Genomic DNA, 18956 nt, shown 5'->3' with positions numbered 1-18956 from the left:
CGCTAGTTGTGTGTTGCTTGGGGCATCATATTGATTCGGAAGGTGGGGCAGTGATCGTAGTCGTCGACGAACGAAGTCTGGTGACGAGTGGGTATTCGGCGTGGTTCGCCCGTGAGGGCATAACAACAACAGGTTTTGCTCCGGACGATTTTGGCGATTGGGTCGCCACCGTTCAGCAGAGCGACATTATGGCAGTCGAGGCATTTCTCATAGGGGAATGTGCCAATCGCAGCCAGTTTCCACACAAAATTCGTGAGCGCTGCTCGGCGCCGGTTATTGCCGTAAACGAGACACAATCACTGGAGCATACGCTGGAACTTTTCCAGGCCGGTGTCGATGATGTCGTTCGCAAGCCGATGCACGTGCGTGAAATCCTTGCGCGCATCAATGCCATTCGCCGCCGTTATGGCAATGGCGATGCTGGAACGCAGATCGGTCCCATCCGGGTCTTTTCCGATGGCCGCGATCCGCAGATCAACGGTGTTGATTTCTCCCTGCCACGCCGCGAACGCCGCATACTGGAATATCTGATTGCCAACCGCGGCCGTCGCCTTAACAAGGCTCAGATATTCAGCGCGATCTACGGCATTTTCGACAGTGACGTCGAGGAAAGCGTCGTCGAAAGTCATATCAGCAAGCTGCGCAAGAAGTTGCGCGAGCAGCTCGGACATGACCCGATCGATTCAAAGCGCTTCCTTGGCTACTGCATCAACCTCGACTGATCGTCGAGGGATTTTCCGCCCTTGGCGGACGATCAGAACTGAGAATTCTTTCACAACCAACGTCAGCTTCGCGCAAGTATCGGGCGCTAACGATTCTGAACGGAATCACGGTGTCAAGGAGACGGAAATGAGCCTCTATGGAATGATGCGAACCGGTGTATCGGGCATGAATGCCCAAGCCAACCGGCTGTCGACCGTGGCCGACAACATCGCCAACTCCAGCACGACCGGCTACAAGCGTGCCAGCACCCAGTTCGCCTCGCTTGTCCTGCCAAGCTCGGCCGGCGCCTACAATTCGGGCGGCGTCGAAACGGTTGTTCGCCATCACATCTCCGATGACGGTTCTCTCCGCTTCACGACCTCCACAACGGATCTTGCCTTGAAGGGCAAAGGCTTCTTCGTCGTCGGCAACGCCGAGGGCACGCCCTACCTGACCCGCGCCGGATCATTCGTACCGGATGCCGCGGGCAACCTCGTTAACACCGCGGGTTATTACCTGATGGGCTACCCGATTGTGAACGGCCAGGTGAATTCGGTCACAAACGGTTTCCAGGGGCTTGAGAAGGTCAATATCTCGCAGAACGATCTGATTGCTGATCCGAGCCGGGTAGGCACGTTCACCGCCAACCTTCCTGCTGGTGCCACAATCATCGCAGCAGCGGACCGGCCTCCCACGAACACAACTGCATCGGCTCAGTATACAGCCAAGACATCGATCCAGACATTTGACAATCTTGGCAATGTCGTCGTTCTCGACGTGTACTTCACCAAGACCGCTGCCAATACCTGGGAAGCTGCCGTTTACGACCATGCAAACGCTTCGGCGGCTGGCGGTTTCCCCTATACGCCGGTTGCTCCGCTCACAACGGAAAACTACACGTTTGATGGGGTAACGGGCAAACTCACATCGGTCGACAAATCGCTCTCCGTCACCGTTCCGAACGGCCAGGCGCTTGAGATAGATCTGTCGGCCACCAAGCAGCTCGCAGGTGATTACACACCTATCGAAGTGAATATCGACGGCAATACGCCGAGTCCGATCGAAAGTGTTGACATCAGTGCCGATGGCACTGTGGTTGCCTTGTACAAGAACGGTGCGCAGCGCGCGATCTACAAGATTCCGCTCGCCGACGTTCCAAGCCCCGACAATCTGCTTGTCTTGTCCGGGAATGTTTTCTCGACGAGTGCAGAGTCTGGCGATGTTCAGCTCGGCTTTGCCGGCACCGGCAGTTTCGGCAGCCTGACTTCCGGAGCGCTGGAAGAGTCGAATGCCGACATTGCACAAGAATTGACTGAAATGATCGAATCCCAGAGAAGCTACACGGCAAATTCGAAGGTCTTCCAGACCGGTGCGGATTTGATGGACGTGCTGGTCAATCTGAAAAGGTAGTTGAACTTCTAATGGCGATTGGACCAAGGGCATGTCACTAACTTCGGCGCTCCTCACCGCTCAGAGTGCTCTTACGACCGTATCGAAGCAGACCGCGTTGGTATCCCGCAATATTGCAGGTGCCAACGATCCCAATTTTTCGCGGCGTATAGGTTCGGTGGTCAGCGGCCCGAATGGTTCGACGTATCTTTCCATGACCCGCTCTGCGGACGCTGCGCTTCTGTCCAAATATATCGAAAGCAACAGCCAGCTCGGTGCTTCGGATACACTCCAGAGCGGCCTTGACCGGCTGTCGGGTATCTATTCTGCCAATGATGCATCAGGCTCCCCCAGTGCGCTTCTTGGCGACCTGCGCGATTCGTTGCAGCTCTACGCATCGCAACCAGGTAATACATCTGTTGGGGAGGCAGCTGTGTCAAAGGCAGTTGACCTGGCCAACGCGCTGAACAGGGGCACGGAAGAAACGCAGAAACTGCGCCAGGATGCGGATAGTGAAATCAGCGACTCGGTCAAGAATCTAAACACGCTTCTGGCTAAATTCGAGACAGTCAACAATCGCATCATCAACACACGGACAGGTGCCGACGTTTCGGATTATCTTGACCAGCGCGATGGGCTACTGAAAGAGATCTCCGGTGAAATCGGCATCACGACGCTGACGCGCGGCGATAACGACATGGTGATCTTCGCGGAATCCGGCGTGACGCTTTTTGAAGGATCTCCCCGAACCATCAGCTTCACGGCGACCAGCGCCTTCAGTGCAGGCACAAGCGGCAACGAGGTCTATGTCGACGGCGTACCTTTGTCGCACGGCACGTTCCAGCAGCCCTACGGCACCGGCCGGCTGAGCGGCCTGCTGCAATTGCGCGACGAGATAGCGCCGGCCTATCAAAGCCAGCTGGACGAAATTGCGCGCAGCCTCGTCAGCATGTTTGCTGAAACGGATCAGAATACGCCTGCAACACTGCCGACAGTGCCGGGTCTCTTCACCTATTCCGGTGCTCCCGCAATGCCTGCGGACGCAACAATCCTTCCAGGAATCGCTGGCACGATCAAAGTGTCATCCGCCTTCATTCTGACCGAGGGCGGTAATCCCGCGCTTCTGCGCGACGGCGGCTCGGCTGGAGCAGATTATGTGCAGAACACGGACGGCTCGGCCGGCTTTTCAGCACGCTTGCAAAATCTCCTTAGTGCTATCGCGGCGCCACGCAGCTACGATCCAGATGCGGCAGCCGGCAACAACACGAGCCTGCTGGACTTTTCCGCAGCAACGATCAGCTCACTCGAAACCAAGCGAAAATCCGTTACTCAGACCAACGAATATAACGGTGTTATGGCATCGCGAGCTCAAGATGCAATTTCCAACGCAACCGGCGTTAATATCGATACGGAAATGCAGTCGCTGCTTGATCTCGAACATTCCTACCAGGCGTCGGCGCGGATCATCTCTGCTGTTGACGCCATGTTGAACGAACTCCTGGAGGCGGTGAGATAGACATGAAAACCCAGTCCGTTTCATCCTACATGCTGGCCAATTCGACCCGCAATATCCTGGCAAAAGCCCAGGCAGAGTTGGTCAGGGCACAAAAAGAGGCCACGACAGGTTTCGTTTTCGATACGGGTTTGGCGCTCGGAAGCCGCACCGGCCAATCGATCTCGCTGCGCAAGGAGCATGATCGCCTGACGGTCCTGACCGAGACCAACGGGGTGATTGCGGAGCGGATGACGGCCTCACAAAATGCCCTAAGTAACATCATCAAGGGATCGCAGGGCTTTCTCGGCGATGTGACGGCGATGCGCGGATCGGCCACGGGGCGCGCGATTATTGTCGACCAGGCGAAAGGTCTGTTGCAAACCGCGACCGACCTCGTCAACACCACCTATAATGGCGAGTATATCTTTGCCGGCGAGAACACGGACGTGAAACCGCTCGGCGACTATGGTGCCGCCGGCGATCCGGCACGGGCGGCAGTATTGCAGTCGTTCCAGGATTATTTCGGTTTTCCAACCACCGATCCCCAGGTGGCAAACATTACCGCTGCCGACATGAAGGATTATCTCGACACCTCCTTCGCGGCCGAATTCGATGCAGGCTCCTGGTCCACCAATTTTTCATCGGCATCGGATACGCTCGTCAAGAGCCGGATCGCGCCGACCGAACTCGCGGAGACCTCTGTGAGTGCCAATAATGCGGGCTTCCGTCAACTCGCCATGAGCTACACGATGATAGCTGAGTTCGGCGACATTGGCCTCAATCAGACAGCTTTTGATGCGGTGATCGACAAGGCCGCTGCCACAACGATGCAAACCACGACCTCGCTGGCCGGCGCGCAATCCTTTCTCGGCAATGCTCAGGGTCGAACCAAAGATGCAACCGACCGCCTCACGGTGCAGATCAATGTGCTGAATAGCTCCGTCCTTGATCTGGAGGCAGTTGATCCCTACGAGGCCGCAAACCGGGTTGAAGCATTGAGAACCCAGATCGATGCGTCCTACGCACTCACTGTGAAGATCCAAAGCCTAAGCTTGCTCAATTATCTGAAGTAAATCGTAACGGACGCAGCCATCGCGCCCGTTAACACGCGGAAAGACACATGTACCAGGCCCGATACGACGACATTATGAGCGACGGTTCTGAAAGCGCCAGAGACCGCGAGCGTTCATTGTTCGATCAATCGATCATGATGCTGGAAGAAGCACGTAACGAGGGCGGCTATTCCTACAAAGGTATCGAGGCCGTTCATTTTACGTCCCGTTTATGGATGATTGTCATCGAAGACCTTGGCAGCCCGGCAAATGGGCTGCCGCCAGAACTGCGCGCATCGTTGATTTCGATTGGAATTTTCATTCTCAAGGCGCTGGAGGCGATCCGTCAGGAAACCTCCACGGACTATGACAGCATCATCGACATCACCAAAATCATTCGTGACGGGATCTGAAGCGCCATGAAGATTTCGCTGCGTGCCGGAGAAAAAGTTTACGTGAATGGGGCGGTGTTGCGTGCCGACCGGAAAGTCTCTCTTGAGTTCATGAACGATGTGACGTTCCTTCTCGAGAGCCACGTGCTCCAGGCGGACGAAACAACAACGCCTCTGCGCCAGCTCTATTTTGCTGCGCAAATCATGCTCGTTGATCCCGCTGTGAAGCAGGAAGCAAGTCTTGCATTCAAGCGCATGTTGGCTTCACTCCTCGCAACATTCGAAAATCAGCAGATGTTGAAAGAGTTGAAGCTGATCGACGAAATGGTTTGCAACGACCGTGTATTCGAAGCGCTCAAAGCCATCCGATTGCTCTATGCGCTGGAAGCGCAGATTCTTTCAGGCGATGCAGAGCCAATCATTCCTTCTCAAGCGGACCAGAACATCAGGCCGGAGGCAAGCGCATGACCACGACTACTCCAGTTGGAAGCACCAGCACGACGACAGATACGACCAAGGCAACCGGCCCGGGCGTGGACTATCAGGCATTTCTGAAGCTGCTGGTTGCGGAAATGAAAAACCAGGATCCGACCAAGCCGATGGACGCCACACAGCAGATCACGCAGCTGGCGCAGTTTTCCAGTGTCGAGCAGGCAATCCAGACCAACACCAAGCTTGACCAGCTCTTGGCGAGTTCATCCCTGTCACAGGCTGACGGCATTATCGGCCGAACTGTAACCAGTGCGGATGGCACAATTAGCGGTATAGTCGAATCCGTCCGCATCTACAGTGATGGAATGATCGCAACGCTCAAGGGTGGTGCCAAACTACCAATCACGGCGGGAATTGTTGTCAGCTAGTCATGAATGAGGCGGATGCGCTCGATATCGTCAATCAGGCCATCTGGGCCGTAATTGTCGCCTCCGGCCCAGCGGTCGGAGCGGCGATGCTGGTTGGCGTCTGCATCGCACTGTTTCAGGCATTGACCCAGATTCAGGAAGTCACGCTCACCTTCGTGCCGAAGATCCTGGTCATTCTGGCGGTTCTCGCCCTGACGGCACCCTTTGTTGGTTCGCAGATCAACACCCTGACTTTGCTGACTTATTCGCGGATTGAGAAGGGCTTTTGAAGTAGTCTATTGCTCGATCTGGAAAAACGCCTTCACCATTCGCTCCGAACCGCCTCCTGGTAGACGGGCCATCGATTTTACGCTTGCCCCAGAGACCGAATGCATCCTCGGCTCTTTCAGCCGATTGCTTTTTCAGGAAGTCATTGATCGCTTGACGGACCAATGCCGCCCGCGATTGCTTTTCTTCTTTTGCGAGCCGGTCAAATTCGCGGATCTGAAGCTCATCTATGTTGATTAGCGCACGCATCGCCCTGTTCCTACATCTGATATCGGCAGTATATCGATAAGGCTGCGTTTTCCAGTATCAATCCTCTCGCGTTGGCTTCGCGTAAGCTTCAGCTTCTATTGTTTCCCCGACAATAGGAGAAGACCGTGCAGCAGGCCGCAGTAAAACGATTGGGTGACAAGGGCTACCTGACCGGCAGCGATGTCGGACTGGCGCTCGGAATCGTAATCATCCTCACGGTTCTCTTCCTGCCGGTTTCCCCGGTTATCCTCGATATCGGTCTTGCCTTTTCGATTGCCTTGTCCGTACTGATCCTGATGGTGGCGCTCTGGATCCAGCGGCCGCTCGATTTTTCGGCGTTCCCGACTGTGCTCCTGATTGCAACGATGATGCGACTGTCGCTCAACATTGCGACGACGCGTGTGATTCTCACCCATGGTGACGAGGGCTATGCAGCGGCTGGACAGGTCATCCATGGCTTCTCGCAATTCGTGATGGGCGGCGATTTTGTCATCGGTCTGGTGGTGTTCGCCATCCTGATCATCGTCAATTTTCTCGTCATCACAAAGGGTGCGACACGTATTGCCGAGGTTGGAGCCCGCTTCACGCTCGATGCCATTCCCGGCAAGCAGATGGCGATCGATGCAGATCTTTCATCGGGACTGATTGATGAAAAGCAGGCGCAGCATCGGCGCCGTGAACTGGAAGAGGAAAGCGCCTTCTTCGGTTCGATGGACGGTGCCTCGAAATTCGTGCGTGGCGACGCGATTGCCGGTCTCATCATCACTGCCGTTAATATCTTCGGCGGCATCATCATCGGTGTGACCCGCCATGGCATGGAAGTCAGCGAGGCGGCTGACGTCTTCACCAAACTCTCGGTCGGCGACGGTCTCGTCACCCAGATTCCAGCGCTGATCGTGTCGCTTGCTGCGGGCCTCCTGGTCTCGAAGGGTGGTACGCGCGGTTCCACCGACAAAGCTGTCTTTGGTCAGCTAGGCGCTTACCCGAAGGCACTGTTTGTCGCCGCCCTGCTATTGTTCGTACTGGGTGTCTTGCCGGGTCTGCCTGCCTTTCCATTTTTCGTGCTGGCGATCGGCCTTACGGCTATCGGCATTTCCGTGCCGCGCAAGCTGGCGCGCGTAGCTGCCGCCGCGCAGGCGGAACTGGATCTGAAGCAGAAAACTGCTGATGAGGAAGACCGCAACTCCGTTCGCTCCTCGCTTGAGACAGCCCAGATCGAACTCTGTCTCGGCAAGCAGCTTTCGACGCGGCTTCTTGCATCACAGCTGGAACTGGCACACCGCGTCAACAAGATGCGCAAGAAGTTCGCTGTCGAGTACGGTTTTGTCGTGCCGGAGATCAAGGTAACGGACGATTTTCTGCTGCCGCCAAAGACCTACCGCATCAAGATCCATGGGACCGTGGTTGCTTCGCATGAACTCAGGGTCGGTGAAATCCTGGTTATTCCCGGTGACCGCCCGCCGCCGCACGTCCCGGGTGAAGAGGTGAGGGAACCGGCGTTTGGCATGAAGGCCTATTCCGTCCCGGAAACCTTTGCCGCTGAACTCAAGCGCGACAACTACATGACTGTCGACAATCTCTCGGTGCTTCTGACGCATCTCAGTGAAATTGTTCGTAACAATCTGGCGCAATTGCTTTCCTACAAGGACATGCGTGCGCTCCTTGATCGGCTTGGGCCTGAATACCGCAAACTGCTCGATGATATCTGCCCCGCCCATCTCTCTTATTCGGGTCTCCAGGCGGTTCTCAAATTGCTGCTTTCGGAGCGGGTTTCGATCCGCAATCTCAACCTCATTCTTGAGGCTATTGCCGAAGTTGCGCCGCATATCCGCCGCTCCGAAATGATTGTCGAACATGTACGCATGCGCATGGCACAACAGATTTGCGGCGACCTGGCCGACAATAGTGTTCTCTCAGTATTGCGGCTTGGCAATCGCTGGGATCTGGTCTTCCATCAGAGCCTCAAGCGCGATGCCAAGGGCGAGGTTACCGAATTCGACATTGATCCGCGGCTGCTGGAACAGTTCGGCACCGAGGCAAGTGTTGCGATCCGCAAGCATCTCGACGCCGGCGAGCGTTTCGTTCTTGTCGCGTCGCCGGAGGCGCGGCCCTACATACGCATGATCATCGAGCGGTTATTTGCGACGCTGTCGGTTCTGTCGCATGTCGAGATCGCGCGGGGCGTGGAAGTCCGCTCCCTCGGAACTATCTCGTGATGCCTACATGCCGGCGTTGAGCGATACGGTCATCGCGGCCTTTCTGGTTTTTGCGCGTGTCGGTGCCTGCCTGCTGATCATGCCAGGAATATCGAGCCCGCGCATTCCGGTGCAAGTCCGGCTTTTCCTGGCTCTTGCCTGTTCGCTGATGGTCGTCCCGCTGGTACTTGCACAGGTTGCTCCCGCTGCGAAAGCTCCACCGCTCATGCTGATGCGGCTTATCGTCATCGAGATGATCGTTGGCGGCCTGATCGGCGTCCTTGCTCGTCTCTATTTCTGGGCATTGCAGTTCATGGCCAATGCAATTGCCATGGCGACCGGCTATTCCGGCTCGCCCGGAGCTCCAATTGAATCGGACGAACCACAAGCTGCAATAGCCAGTATTATTACCCTGTCTGCCCTGTGCCTCTTTTTCGTGACGGATCTGCATCTCGAAGTGTTTCGAGCGCTGCTTTCCTCATATTCGGCAATCCCGGTCGATGGTATCTTCCAGCCAGACACCGCTATGGTCAATCTTACCGACACACTGTCAAAGGCATTCCTGAGCACCGTCCGCATCGCTGCTCCTTTCATTGTCTTTGCCGTCGTGGTCAATATTGCTGTGGGATTGATCAACAAGCTGACGCCCGCCATTCCGGTTTACTTTATCTCGATGCCATTTGTTCTGGCAGGTGGGTTGATGCTGCTCTATTTCAGTATGTCGGACCTTCTGCGGTTTTTTACCAATGAGGCCGGCACTTATCTCAGGAGCTTTTAAGCAATGACGATGAGTACCGCATCCCGGACCGCCTATCTTGGAATGATCAGGTTGCAGAGACTCGCCAAGGCCCGCCATGAGATGGAACTGTCGCGACTCAGTGCACAGTTTTCCACCATAGAAGACGAGAATAACGCCCTATTCAAAATGCAGAATGAGCGCTTCGGGGACAACGCTACTTTTGTCCCAGTGCATGTTATCATGAAGCGCCTCGAGACAAACAAGACGCTGCAGGGACAGTTGTCTGGACATATCGCCAGGGAAACACGGGATTTGCTGAAAGTGTCACGGACGCTCGATATATTGAACGGTCGCCTTGGGTCCTTTGAAAGAGAGAAGCTTCGGGCCGAGGCGACCATGGAAATGGATGAATATGTCGGTCATCTGCTCGCAAAACATTCAATCTAAAGGTGTGAGGCTCAAGCCTCCCGTAAGTTTGGGCGATTAGAGTGCAGGTCATGAAACAGGATGGGACAGCAATCGATGGCCATTAGTCCACCTTCCGACCTGGTGCTGGATGTTGCCATGGCGGCGGATCCCGATACATTGCGGGCCTCTGTGGAAAAACTGCGCAGTATTGCGTCCGCACGCGTCGCTGCCCAGATGCAGCTGTCTCGCGACAATTTTGCATCCATGCAGCCGATGGGGCTGGCAAACGATACTTCCGGTACCGGCAAGGCGCCCGAGGCGCCGAATCCGGCCTTCAAGAAATTCGAAGCGTTTATGCTGCAATCCTTTGTTGAATCCATGTTCACAGGGGACAATCAGGCAGTGTTCGGCCAGGGCATCGCCGGCGACTACTGGAAATCCATGATGGCGGAAGCCGTTGCGAACAAGATGACCGATGCGGGTGGCATCGGCGTTGCACGCATGCTGGAACAGCAAAGTGCAAAAAAAGCCAAATCGGAAGCGGCAGGATCCGAAGCTGCGACGCCAGGAATTTTCAATGACCAGAACCATTTTCAGAAGCACGATTCAAACGTCATTTTGTACCAGATCGAACGGCAACTGATTCATAAGCAATTAAAAACAACGGAAAACGTTGAAGAAACCCGACAGAGCTGAGGCCGAAAAGATTGGAGGAAATGGATATGGATTCAATGAACGATAACCAGAACCGTGGCGAAATGATTGAACACGTAACACCTGCACCCCGAAACGAACCCGCTCTTGAGCCTGTCCTTGTCGCCATCCGGCGTCTGGAAGAAGTCGTTGAGCGTGAAACGCGGCTGCTCCTTGATGGGCAGACGATTGATCTCGCGGACATCAATGCGCATAAGAGCCGCGGTCTACGCGACTTCAACAAGGCGATGAGCAAGGCAGCAAAGACCGTCGACGGACTTGCTCTCAAATCGCTGCAGCCGGTTCTTGACAGCTTGCGCAAGAAGCTTGACCGCAATTGCGATGCTATCAAGTTGCATTTGCGCGCAGTGACGGAGTTGGCTGGAATTATCCGCAACGCACTTGAAACGCAGGAAGCGGATGGTACCTACACCGCCGATCAGGTAAGGAACGGGCAGGGCGCATGATCCGTATTGTGCTGATCGGCCTCTGGATCTGCGTCGTCGCGCTTGGGTCACTGTATTTCGCAGTTTGGCAAAACACAGCAACGGCGGCGGTATCTTCATCGGCGAAGGAAGTGCTCGACTTTGGCAAGACGGACGTCTTCAGCGTGCCCGTGATTATCGATGGGGCCGTTCAAGGCTACGTGGTGTCCCAACTTGGCTACACCCTGGATAAGAGCGCGAAGGAAGCCATGGACGTGCCGGTGGCTTATTTTATCAATGATGAGGTTTTCCGTCAGTTCTACGGGCATTTTTCGGACGTGAAGGACGTACAGAAAATCAAGTTCGATGACGTCAAGAAATCGATTATTGACGGGGTCAATGCACGGTTTTCACAGCCGCTGGTGCAGGACCTGCTTGTCGAGCAATTCAATTACATTACGGCGAAGGAAATCCGCGAGCAGAATACCAAGGGCCTCGAGCGCGAGTAGCGGTACGCGCGCAGTTGCTTGAAACAGCGCCTCATCGGAGAGAATAATATTTTCCTGCAAGCGTACTCAGAATGGTGTCGTTCAGGGGAACGATGCTGGGGTCCTGAACAAAGCGCACGCCGAAATCCGAATCCTTCCGCCAGACGATTTCCGCCATCAGCGCGCCGCAATATTGATCGTCAAACAGCCAAAAACGATTGGGCACAGCACACTGGCTGACAATCCTGATTTTGGCACCGCCACCGGCAAGATTTTGAAAATGACATTCAGTGAGAAACTGGCCCGTGAGCATTACGAGTTTGCCCGAACGCAGCCGTGTCCGCTTGCGCTCCTCAGTTCGTTTTTCCGTTTTATTATCCGTTCCAGAAGGCGGCATGGACAGTTGGCTCGACAGGATTGCGCGACCGACACGGTCAGAGGCGAAAGAGCATCCGTCCAGATCGGCGATTTCACCTGAAGCTTTTAACGAAAAACAATTGCAAATCCGTTATGCACAACCGGCCTGACGCGCCTGATGGAACAGCTTCGCTTAGCAGCGGATGACAGGCGCGACGTCGCGGATTTCAGGGGAACGCGATCAGCATGAGGAAAGCGATAAAGACAACAAGGTGGACGAGCCCCGTCAGTACGGTTGTTCGACCGGTCCCGAAGCTGTGAATGCTGATCGAGAGTATCAGCGCCAGAAGGATCGAGTCACCGGCTGGCAGACCAAGGGTGAGCTCCCGGTCTGTCACGAGGCTGGCTATTCCGACAGCTGGAATGGTCAGGCCAATGGTCGCGAGTGCCGATCCAAGCGCAATATTGAGGCTGCGTTGCAGCTCATTGTTGAGGGCGGCTCGAATGGCCGAGAGTGCTTCTGGCAAAAGAACCAGAGTGGCGATGAAGGCGCCGACGATCGTGTCGGTCTGTTCAACGTGAAGAGCCGCAAGACCATCCTCCACGCCGATGGCCACCTGCTCGGCGAGAAGAACGATGCCAACAAGACCGGTCAGAAGAAGTACGGCGTTCACCCATATGGTTCCCCTTACAACGACGTGGCTCATATGCTGGCTGTCATGGCCTGCGCCATCATCCAAGAAATCGTCACGATGCCCGACGGTCTGCGCGAAAACGAAGCTGCCATATAGCAGGACAGAGCAGAGACTGACAAAGATGAGTTGCACGGGTGAGAAGGTTCCCGGCTTTGCTGCAAGAGTGAAGTTGGGCAAGACAAGTGTCAGGACTGCCAGCGCGGTCAGAACAGAAAGGAATGCATTCGTGCCCTGCCTTTTCAGATCCTGCTGACGATGCTGCCATCCGCCGAGTGTTAGGCAAAGACCTACGACGCCGGCACAAACGATCATAATGGTGGAGAATACGGATTCACGAGCCAGCGTCGGATTGTTCTCGCCATGCAGCATCATTGAAACGATGATTGAAACTTCGACGGTAGTGACTGCGAACGTGAGAAGCAGTGTTCCGTAAGGTTGGCCGAGGCGCACCGCCAACATTTCGGCATGCTGGAGAACGACGAACACTGTTGTAAGCAGCACGCAAATGGCGAGCAACGAAACCAGGATGCGTACCCCCGGATACCCATCGCCTATCGGGACGCCGATCAGATGGATCCCTGCTGCAAGCACGACCGATCCGATCGGGAGCAGGTAGGTATGGATCGGCAAAGTATTAGTGGTCATAAGCACGGGTCCGAAGGTAAAGCTCGGCAAAATCATACACGCGTGAGCTGGCAAGGAGTGCCTCCAGCAAAATCAGGCGCGACGATCTCATACCACCCTCGCGACTCATAGCCCAGCCCGTGGAGGATCAATGCGACGCGAGAACTTTGTGGTCCCCAGTATCCGGGCGCTTCGTCATCACGTAGTACATAGAAGGCTGCTTCTGCCAGATTCTGTTGATGCAGTTGGAGATCATCATTGTATGATCGGGCGTCACTTAGTCGAATGACGTGCGCGAATTGTCACCCGCATCGTGCTTCAGTTGGAGAGGTATTCCTGGTGAGATCAGCAACTTGGCATCACCTATGAGCGCGCTCGCCATCGGCGGGATCGTGTTCATCTGCCTGTCCCTTGCTGCAATGTTAGGGATGGTTCTTCGCGAACGATTGCCGGATCATCATCTCAGTACTGAGTCCAGAGATGCGATCAAGCTTGCAACGGCGGTGGTCGGGACATTGTCGGCCCTGGCCCTCGGCTTCTTGATCGCGTCGGCGAAGACAACTTTTGACGATGCAGAAGCCGAGTTGAGAACATCGGTAGCGCGGTTGGTGTTGCTGGACCGTGTCATGGCGCACTACGGCCCAGAGACTGCGACGGCACGTCGGATGCTCGCTGAACTCGTTGAAATACGGCTCCGCAAAGCCTGGGGTGGCAGGGACGATGACCAACCGGCAACAGGTGGCGCCATGAGCGATCGGGGCATTGAGGTTGTGCAAGACGAATTGCGAGCACTGTCTCCCGACACCGATGCCAGAGGCTCACTGCAATCGCGCGGCCTTGAAGTGAGCGGGCAAATAGCGGAGGCCCATTGGTTGCTTATCGAAAAAGACAATGAGGGACTGCCATGGGCATTCCTCGCGATTCTGGTGTTCTGGCTCGCTCTTCTGTTCTTCACGTTCGGGCTTTTGGCGCCCAGCAACGGTACGGTTGTTTGCGTATTGTTTGTATGTGCACTGTCGGTGGCGGGTGCGGTATTTTTGATCATCGACATGGCCCATCCCTATCTCGGATTCATTCAGGTCTCCGATGCTCCGTTGCGAACGGCGCTTGCCAATCTCGGGGGAAACTGAGGATGGGAAGGAACGCAATATACAGGATGGGAAATGAAGCGTCTGTTCGTTAGCGGTGCCGTCCTCATCTTAGTATATGTTCTTCTCGCTTATGTAGCGCTTCCTGCAGCCTGGACCCATTATGAACGGCAACCAGACCTTGCCAGCCATCCGATGGTTACCAATACAGCAGGCGGTATTCCGGGCGATCCACTCAATGTCGGCCTGATCGGCGATCGTGAGGACATTATTCGTGCCATGCATGCTGGCGCGTGGTTTCCCGCCGACCCTGTCACCCTACGGTCAAGCCTCGATATTATCGGAAGCGTTGTGCTTGACCGGCCATATGACAGGGCTCCGGTCAGCCCACTCTTTTACGATGGGCGGCGCGAGGATCTCGCTTACGAGAAGCCCGTCGGTACCAGCGCGCGTCAGCGTCATCACGTGCGTTTGTGGAAAGTCCTCGAAACGGGAGCCGAACAGCGTCCGGTCTGGCTAGGGTCGGCAACTTTCGATCAGGGCGTAGGACTCAGCAAATATACGGGCCAGGTCACGCACGATATTGCCCCGGATATCGACGCTGAGCGGGACTATTTCTCGACGGATCTCACGAATGCCGGCATGGTGGAGGCGATCTATCAGGTCTCGGGTGTTGGGCCAACGCTCAACGGGCGCAATGGGGAGGGAAGCCGCTACTTTACCGACGGTGAGATCCGCATGCTCACTCTTGTCCTTGACGGAAAGCGCCGAAGCCTGCCTCCCGAGACACTTGCGCCTCCGGCGTTTATACAGGCCAAGGACAGGGCGTGGCAGGGGATCAAGAGCATGCTTGGATATTGAAGCGGTTGCTCTATGGCCCCAAACATGATTGATCCGCCCCGCTAACTGTACGATCAACTAGTCATGTGGGCGTTGCGGAGCCAGCATCATCGATTGCGCGTAAGCCTGTGGTGAGCGGCTTCCCGGCATGTTTTCGTCTAAAACCAGTGTTTTGACATCATCGGAACGAACGTTCAACGCTATGACACGTTCAAGCTTGTCAATCTGCCACACGGCATAACCGAGTTTCGGGTCATACCCGCAATCACCACCGCAATCACCGGGGACAATATTTCGCGCAGGTTCAGGCAAAAACATGATCTGCGGCTTTGGTAATTTATAGCAATGCCCTTCGTAGGCATAGCCATATATGACTCCTATACTCTTTATATATTTATAATAATCTTCAGAATAATCCTTTGAAGGCATATTAAAATCTATTGGCAGGGCATGTATATATTCTCCATCGTATATCGCGAATGTGATATTCTTGCTAACGATACCCATGATGTATTCTGAGTTCATATTCCATTCGATCATTTCCATAATTGCTTTTATAATTCCTGTTATATCCCCTATATTTTCAGCAGTTATGTCGTTCTTTTGTAGTTCTTTTCTTATTTTCTTTTCAAAATCTTTAGCGGACATTTTGGGTATTTGCCGCCGCAAAGCGGGGCGTCCATATAGTCGTACTTCGCCTGGGCAATAGGAATTATAATCCAGGGATCCCAGCCGATCTGGAGGATCACCCACACCGGGATTTACACAATAATTGCTCATCTTCCCCTCCTTTTTTGGCTCATCTTGAGCCGGGAACCTCGCGCCATGCAAAATTCTCTTCTAGCCGTTCGGCGGCGGACCCTTCGGCAGCGGAGATTATGGCGCCTGCCGCCTGCTCAAGGCTCAGTGTATTTGGATCGAGAGATCTCAATGACGCTGCAAGTGCCCGGCCAACCTGGTCTCGGGCAGTGATCAGCGCGAGTTTGAAAAAGAGTGGTTTGTACTTGAAAGCTTCCGCTGTCATTTCGCGAAACCCATCAAATTCGTCCAGGGTCAGTTGGCGAAGATCGACATGCAGAAGCCGCTCATCCGCGCAACCATTTGCCACCAGTTGGCGATGATACAACTCAACAATACTGTCGAATACGGCACCGATGAAAGGAAGGGCGCGGTCGTGCACTTGGCTGGTTACCTCGGACATTCGCCGGGAATTGGTTGCGAGGCGGATCTGCGTCTCCGGGCTTGTTTCTGCAAAGCGGTTAAGCTCGTTGTAGAGCAGAAGATTGCCCTTCGTTCGCCGAAGCAGTCGATCGATGGCGGAATCAAAATGCAGGAATGAAATGAGCGACACAAGGTCTGAAAACGCTTCGGAAAACGGGAAGAAATCGGCTTCGCGTGGGATTCCCCCGGGAATCCCCGTCTGCGACAGGCTTATGAAATGTCCTACCTCGTGGGCTATAGTGTCGAAGTTCAATGCGTAGGGCCGTTTTATGCCGCCAACCTGTGCGTAGCCCAATTCAAGATAGCCATAGCCTGCCTGGGCATTCTCCCAATCCACAAGAGGAACGATTTCAAGCTTTGGAAAAGCCTGGTCAAAGAACCAACGGATCGGACGACCCAGGTAGCTCTGCCAAATATCGAGAACGAAGTGAACGCATGCATAGGCGTGGACACCAAGAAAAGCCCTCGAGTTTGGATCCAGATTGTCAAAATGACGATCCGGACCTGGTTTGGCCAACGGGCGCCTTGCTCCATCGAATGGTGGAAACCGGCTAAGACCATATGGTGCCTTGTCAAAAAGGGGGTCCGCCACATACATTGAAACGTCGCTGGGACCGTCGCCGATCTCATCGGGCAGTATTGAAAGCCAAACGCGATCTGGCTGTTCGTAGCCCGGAATGAACGGAGGCTGCGGGAAAATCCAGAATCGCGTCCCTACCCGCGTTGCCACGCGTTCAAGGGCAGTGTTTTCAAGCACAGCCATCGTACAATAGCTCTTTCGGTAAGAATAGTTCCCCAACTATACATTATTCTTATAAGTGTTGAGAAGTTTTCTGTCAATCCCAGATGCTTCGAGGTCTCTATCGAAAGTATTAGTTGATATCCATGTATATAATTCTTTTTGATTAATTTGATTGACTATAGATGGTGCCAATTTCAACGCGAGCATTGCGTCAGCTCGTTTTTGCGCTGTGAACCCCTGTCGTATCTCGGCATACCTGTTAGTGGGCCATTCCGCAGCGCGTAACACGGCTGGTATCGTGCGATCACGAAAATTGATCCTGCGTGCGAGGGCGCAGAGTTCGTTACGCTCGGCAGGGGTGATGATACCGCGTCGCATAAGGCTAGAGAGCGTCCGTTGAATGTCGACCAATGACTCCGTCAAAGGGAGAAAGCCAAGCGCCGCAGGCGCAGAGTGTATCGCAACCGCATCATCCGGAGCAAGCGGCCACCGCCGGTACCATCTGTAGATCAGACCGATACCGACCATTCCGAAGCTGCTCAGTTCTGCCGCCCGCAGCGCTCCCATGCTCGCGGCACCGATCATGATTATTCCTTGAGCCATCGCCCAAAGGATTTCCTTATGCCGGACAGCAGGCCTGTCCTCGAATTGTCCATCGATCAAGACCATCGCCCGCGGATGGAAAGCATGGGCGGCAAGCAGGATGTCGCCCTGTGCAACAGGCTGCAAGTAAATAGCATCGAGCACCTTCTCAGCGTCGGGCAGCCGGAGCGTCGGACCAAGAAACACCAAAATCGGCCCTTTGTTGCTCGATGCGGCCATCTGAATACTCAACGCACAACTGAGAAGGGAAGGGTGCCAGGAAGAATGGTTTTCACGCACTGAACACCCGTGCCTGCATCCGAGCCGACGGGGACAGCCAGGACCGGCCCCAACCCGGCAGATACAATTCTGTCGACAAGGGACGGCAGACTGAAAACGGGAAGCCATCCCGCTGCCGCATCTGGCGTGAGGGGAGCTTCCTCAAGAATGAGATGGCGGGCATTGGCAACGATGGCGTCGGTGCTTCTTCGGTAATGTCTCCTGGTTTGGTCGTCGCGTGCACCCGATATTGCGCCCGCCCGCGTTACCAATGCTTCAAGCATAGCGTTCAGTGCGGCAATCGCGAGATTTGCTCCAGCGGAATAACCCTCGGTTGGGAGGGCAAGGATTGGCTCGCCTGGACCGGTCTCGATAGTCTGGCACCAGACCACAGGAACCCCCGTTGGTGAGGGTGCGTACCACAAGGCAAACGATATCCCACGCTCTCCCGCAAGCGATAGGAGGTGATCAACCCCGTCGCCAAGCCCAGTGTGTGCAATTCGCATTCGCTCGAAGAATCCGTGGGTCGCAAAAGCGCGAGCCAGAGCGTCGCGTTCGATACATTCGTACACTCCATGCAGGAACGCTTCATGCGAAGTCACGTGGCAAGCAAGGCCGGTGGTCGTGCGTATGAACGTACCATCGTAGGTGGATGGCGGTTCGGTGTAGCAGGTGTGAACGAGTTCCAGGGGGACCGCTTGTGCGGAACCCATGGCTACGTCAATTCCGGTAATCCAGGGTATCGTTCGGCTCCGCCAATTTTCCTGGCAATGCGGCACGAGCAGATTTTCAAACAGGGCGTCTGGTATGTTCAGATCATCTGCTGTGGCGAGGAAAATACGGTCTGGCGGTATCGACTCAGCATAGAAGCGCTCGAGCGATTCCATGATCGCGCCAACGGCAGCTTCCATCGTGGAAAGGCCTCGTCCAAGCGAAGTAACTTCGGAGAGGGCATCCGGTCGAACAGCCTGAACGACCGGAAGGCCGATCCGATCAAGCCCGGTCAGGTCACCTAGCCGGGTTATGCGCGCGGGGCGGCAGAGCGGCAGTATCGTGTGAAAACACAGTTCTGTTTCCTTGGAATCTGGGGGCTGCGACAAGGGCGCATGCATGGCCGAAACCATTGCGGCGCGGAAATCGGAGAGTGGCCCATCATTCAGCGATGTGCCATCGA

At 55.0% G+C, this 18956-nt stretch carries 23 protein-coding genes; 16 read left to right on the top strand and 7 right to left on the bottom strand.

The features are described from left to right. Window positions 1-50 precede the first annotated feature (50 nt). The 8 genes from ftcR (at window position 51) to BLM14_RS30155 (ending at window position 6159) form a co-directional block, all read left to right on the top strand. Window positions 51-722 carry a flagellar transcriptional regulator FtcR gene (ftcR, locus tag BLM14_RS30185; protein WP_100003752.1) on the top strand — a complete coding sequence of 224 codons (672 nt, stop codon included), beginning with the start codon at window positions 51-53 and terminating at the stop codon, window positions 720-722. Window positions 723-849: 127 nt separating this feature from the next. Continuing rightward, the gene (locus BLM14_RS30180; RefSeq protein ID WP_100003751.1) at window positions 850-2112 is read left to right on the top strand and encodes a flagellar hook protein FlgE; all 1263 of its coding nucleotides are present in this window, start codon (window positions 850-852) and stop codon (window positions 2110-2112) included. Window positions 2113-2143: 31 nt separating this feature from the next. After that, the gene (gene flgK, locus BLM14_RS30175) at window positions 2144-3607 is read left to right on the top strand and encodes a flagellar hook-associated protein FlgK (protein WP_100003750.1); all 1464 of its coding nucleotides are present in this window, start codon (window positions 2144-2146) and stop codon (window positions 3605-3607) included. A 2-nt stretch (window positions 3608-3609) separates the two neighbouring features. Next, a complete protein-coding gene (locus tag BLM14_RS30170; protein WP_100003749.1) occupies window positions 3610-4659 on the top strand; it encodes a flagellar hook-associated family protein in 1050 nt (349 codons plus the stop codon). A gap of 47 nt (window positions 4660-4706) precedes the next feature. Continuing rightward, entirely contained in the window at window positions 4707-5051 is a 345-nt protein-coding gene (gene flaF, locus BLM14_RS31655; RefSeq protein ID WP_204252067.1) for a flagellar biosynthesis regulator FlaF, read from the top strand. A 6-nt stretch (window positions 5052-5057) separates the two neighbouring features. After that, window positions 5058-5498, top strand: coding sequence for a flagellar biosynthesis repressor FlbT (flbT, locus tag BLM14_RS31650; RefSeq protein ID WP_204252066.1), 441 nt, complete (start codon window positions 5058-5060; stop codon window positions 5496-5498). Beyond that, window positions 5495-5890, top strand: coding sequence for a flagellar hook assembly protein FlgD (gene flgD, locus BLM14_RS30160; RefSeq protein ID WP_100003748.1), 396 nt, complete (start codon window positions 5495-5497; stop codon window positions 5888-5890). Before flbT ends, flgD begins: the two co-directional genes overlap by 4 nt. 2 nt (window positions 5891-5892) lie before the next feature. Continuing rightward, window positions 5893-6159, top strand: a complete 267-nt coding sequence (locus BLM14_RS30155; RefSeq protein ID WP_100003747.1) for a flagellar biosynthetic protein FliQ — start codon at window positions 5893-5895, stop codon at window positions 6157-6159. On the opposite strand, the gene BLM14_RS30150 is transcribed toward BLM14_RS30155, so the two are convergent. Beyond that, window positions 6110-6406 (bottom strand): ribbon-helix-helix domain-containing protein, encoded by a 297-nt coding sequence (locus BLM14_RS30150; protein ID WP_237143762.1) that lies wholly within the window; start codon window positions 6404-6406, stop codon window positions 6110-6112. The two genes, BLM14_RS30155 and BLM14_RS30150, sit on opposite strands and share 50 nt — an antisense overlap. Before the next feature lie 125 nt (window positions 6407-6531). Between BLM14_RS30150 and flhA the strand changes: the two genes are divergently transcribed. From flhA to BLM14_RS30120, 6 genes are all read left to right on the top strand, one after another. Then, on the top strand, window positions 6532-8622 hold the full coding sequence (flhA, locus tag BLM14_RS30145; RefSeq protein WP_100003746.1) for a flagellar biosynthesis protein FlhA: 2091 nt from the start codon (window positions 6532-6534) through the stop codon (window positions 8620-8622). Between the two features lie 7 nt (window positions 8623-8629). Next, a complete protein-coding gene (gene fliR / locus BLM14_RS30140) occupies window positions 8630-9379 on the top strand; it encodes a flagellar biosynthetic protein FliR (RefSeq protein WP_100003745.1) in 750 nt (249 codons plus the stop codon). 3 nt (window positions 9380-9382) lie between these two features. Next, window positions 9383-9787 (top strand): hypothetical protein, encoded by a 405-nt coding sequence (locus BLM14_RS30135; RefSeq protein WP_100003744.1) that lies wholly within the window; start codon window positions 9383-9385, stop codon window positions 9785-9787. Window positions 9788-9862: 75 nt separating this feature from the next. Next, the gene (locus BLM14_RS30130; protein ID WP_100003864.1) at window positions 9863-10444 is read left to right on the top strand and encodes a rod-binding protein; all 582 of its coding nucleotides are present in this window, start codon (window positions 9863-9865) and stop codon (window positions 10442-10444) included. A gap of 26 nt (window positions 10445-10470) precedes the next feature. Continuing rightward, entirely contained in the window at window positions 10471-10908 is a 438-nt protein-coding gene (locus BLM14_RS30125) for a flagellar protein FlgN (RefSeq protein ID WP_418314294.1), read from the top strand. After that, window positions 10905-11375, top strand: a complete 471-nt coding sequence (locus BLM14_RS30120; RefSeq protein WP_100003743.1) for a hypothetical protein — start codon at window positions 10905-10907, stop codon at window positions 11373-11375. Before BLM14_RS30125 ends, BLM14_RS30120 begins: the two co-directional genes overlap by 4 nt. Window positions 11376-11406: 31 nt before the next feature. Here BLM14_RS30120 and BLM14_RS30115 read toward each other — a convergent pair whose 3' ends face one another. Together BLM14_RS30115 and BLM14_RS30110 are read right to left on the bottom strand one after the other, a co-directional pair. Continuing rightward, on the bottom strand, window positions 11407-11751 hold the full coding sequence (locus BLM14_RS30115) for a PilZ domain-containing protein (RefSeq protein ID WP_100003742.1): 345 nt from the start codon (window positions 11749-11751) through the stop codon (window positions 11407-11409). A gap of 187 nt (window positions 11752-11938) precedes the next feature. After that, window positions 11939-13051: a calcium:cation antiporter gene (locus BLM14_RS30110; protein WP_100003862.1), complete on the bottom strand. Its 1113-nt coding sequence runs from the start codon at window positions 13049-13051 to the stop codon at window positions 11939-11941. Window positions 13052-13395: 344 nt separating this feature from the next. Here BLM14_RS30110 and BLM14_RS30105 point away from each other — a divergent pair, with 344 nt between their 5' ends. Both BLM14_RS30105 and BLM14_RS30100 read left to right on the top strand, forming a co-directional pair. Then, on the top strand, window positions 13396-14160 hold the full coding sequence (locus BLM14_RS30105; RefSeq protein WP_100003741.1) for a bestrophin-like domain: 765 nt from the start codon (window positions 13396-13398) through the stop codon (window positions 14158-14160). 33 nt (window positions 14161-14193) lie between these two features. Continuing rightward, on the top strand, window positions 14194-14979 hold the full coding sequence (locus tag BLM14_RS30100) for an LssY C-terminal domain-containing protein (protein ID WP_100003740.1): 786 nt from the start codon (window positions 14194-14196) through the stop codon (window positions 14977-14979). Between the two features lie 57 nt (window positions 14980-15036). Here the strand turns inward: BLM14_RS30100 and BLM14_RS30095 are convergent, their stop codons facing one another. Genes BLM14_RS30095 through BLM14_RS30080 form a run of 4 tightly spaced genes read right to left on the bottom strand, consistent with a single transcriptional unit; the run spans window position 15037 to window position 18906 of the window. After that, window positions 15037-15738, bottom strand: a complete 702-nt coding sequence (locus BLM14_RS30095; RefSeq protein WP_100003739.1) for a hypothetical protein — start codon at window positions 15736-15738, stop codon at window positions 15037-15039. 19 nt (window positions 15739-15757) lie between these two features. After that, a complete protein-coding gene (locus BLM14_RS30090; protein WP_100003738.1) occupies window positions 15758-16942 on the bottom strand; it encodes a gluzincin family metallopeptidase in 1185 nt (394 codons plus the stop codon). Between the two features lie 36 nt (window positions 16943-16978). After that, window positions 16979-17743 (bottom strand): TfuA-like protein, encoded by a 765-nt coding sequence (locus BLM14_RS30085; RefSeq protein WP_100003737.1) that lies wholly within the window; start codon window positions 17741-17743, stop codon window positions 16979-16981. 8 nt (window positions 17744-17751) lie between these two features. Then, window positions 17752-18906 carry a YcaO-like family protein gene (locus tag BLM14_RS30080; RefSeq protein ID WP_100003861.1) on the bottom strand — a complete coding sequence of 385 codons (1155 nt, stop codon included), beginning with the start codon at window positions 18904-18906 and terminating at the stop codon, window positions 17752-17754. Between the last annotated feature and the right edge of the window lie 50 nt (window positions 18907-18956).

Origin of the sequence: Phyllobacterium zundukense (assembly GCF_002764115.1) — a bacterium.
Lineage (GTDB): Bacteria > Pseudomonadota > Alphaproteobacteria > Rhizobiales > Rhizobiaceae > Phyllobacterium > Phyllobacterium zundukense.
Note: the sequence above shows the minus strand (reverse complement) of the source record. Positions and strands in the feature narration are given on the sequence as shown.